The sequence below is a fragment of the Vibrio sp. 10N.239.311.G01 genome (assembly GCF_041465805.1).
Lineage (GTDB): Bacteria > Pseudomonadota > Gammaproteobacteria > Enterobacterales > Vibrionaceae > Vibrio > Vibrio crassostreae_C.
On sequence record NZ_JBFSRM010000078.1, the window covers coordinates 1 to 1,134 of the forward strand.

Sequence of the window (1,134 nt, forward strand, 5' to 3'; positions counted from 1 at the left end):
ATACTCACTACTTTCTACCTTCTGAGCCTCCCCTCTTAATTTAGCTTCCCATTCATCCGCATTATCTAGCGGTAAATGACCGAACTCCATGGTTACGAAACCACACATTGATGCAATTACTGTGTTGTACATAGGGACTATATGAGACGGCGGACAATTTGCATCCAAAAGAGCAGCTATAATTCCATCTAGCAATCTAGGGTCTTGATACGCATTTGCCAGAAGTCTCCCTCCTATCAAATCTGCGATGTGGGGATGGTGTTTTACTGCATCTCTGTAGTTTTGGAATAATAAGGTCAACCAGACGTGCCAATCCAGGTTACCGTAGTTAGGTGTGACACTAGACATCACTGTATTTGCAATTTCACCTAATAGTGTGTTTTTGTTTTTAAAATACCAATAGATAGCTGTTGGATAGGTATCTAACCGTTTAGCTACGTCTCGAATACTAAACGTATCGATTCCTTTCTCCGCAATAAGATTCAGTGCTACCTCGATTATAATTTCCTTAGAGAGAGGTGTTGTATTTGCTTTTCTTTTCACAAAGGTACCGCTATCTATAAAGTACTTGCTAAAGGGAGGTCTGCTTTTTAGACAGATTGAACGAACTTCTAATGTTAGAAGTATCGTAAACAATATTTAATTTGGTAATCAAGCGGCTACCTTTGTCGACTTCTAACACATCGACAACATTAAAAGGTGCAGGTTCACCATTGGCAAGTATCCAGTCAAAATAGAACCAGATAGATATCAAATATGTACAGTCACAAGTTGATTTCCCTTCCATTACCCCCTTCAAGGTTAGCTTTGAACTGCTCGTATCTTCAAACAATTCAGGATAAAAGTCTGCAGCCTTACTTTCACCGTAAAGTGGTGAACTCACCAACGCATCTGGCGTGAAAAGCGATAGTACTTTTTCAATGTTTGCTTCTTCAAGTGCTTCAAGGTATTTGTTTGCTATCGTATTGGCATTCATGATTTACTCTGTTGTTCAGTGTACAATAGATGTACTGTACACTGAACAATAATGGGAGTAAACTTGAGTTTGTAGCGGTTTAATAGAATGAAAGGTGCTGTATTAACAATGAATCCATGTCCGCATTAACTGCATAAATGTTTTTGCATCGTTGACGG

The 1,134-nt window shown here is 39.0% G+C and carries 2 protein-coding genes; both read right to left on the reverse strand.

Annotated features, from left to right (window positions below; all coding sequences use genetic code 11):
- The coding region (locus AB6D06_RS22460; protein WP_372111935.1) for a TetR/AcrR family transcriptional regulator at window positions 1-543 on the reverse strand (543 nt) is incomplete at its 3' end.
- 28 nt (window positions 544-571) lie between these two features.
- Entirely contained in the window at window positions 572-976 is a 405-nt protein-coding gene (locus tag AB6D06_RS22465) for a nuclear transport factor 2 family protein (RefSeq protein WP_017051903.1), read from the reverse strand.
- Window positions 977-1,134: the final 158 nt, after the last annotated feature.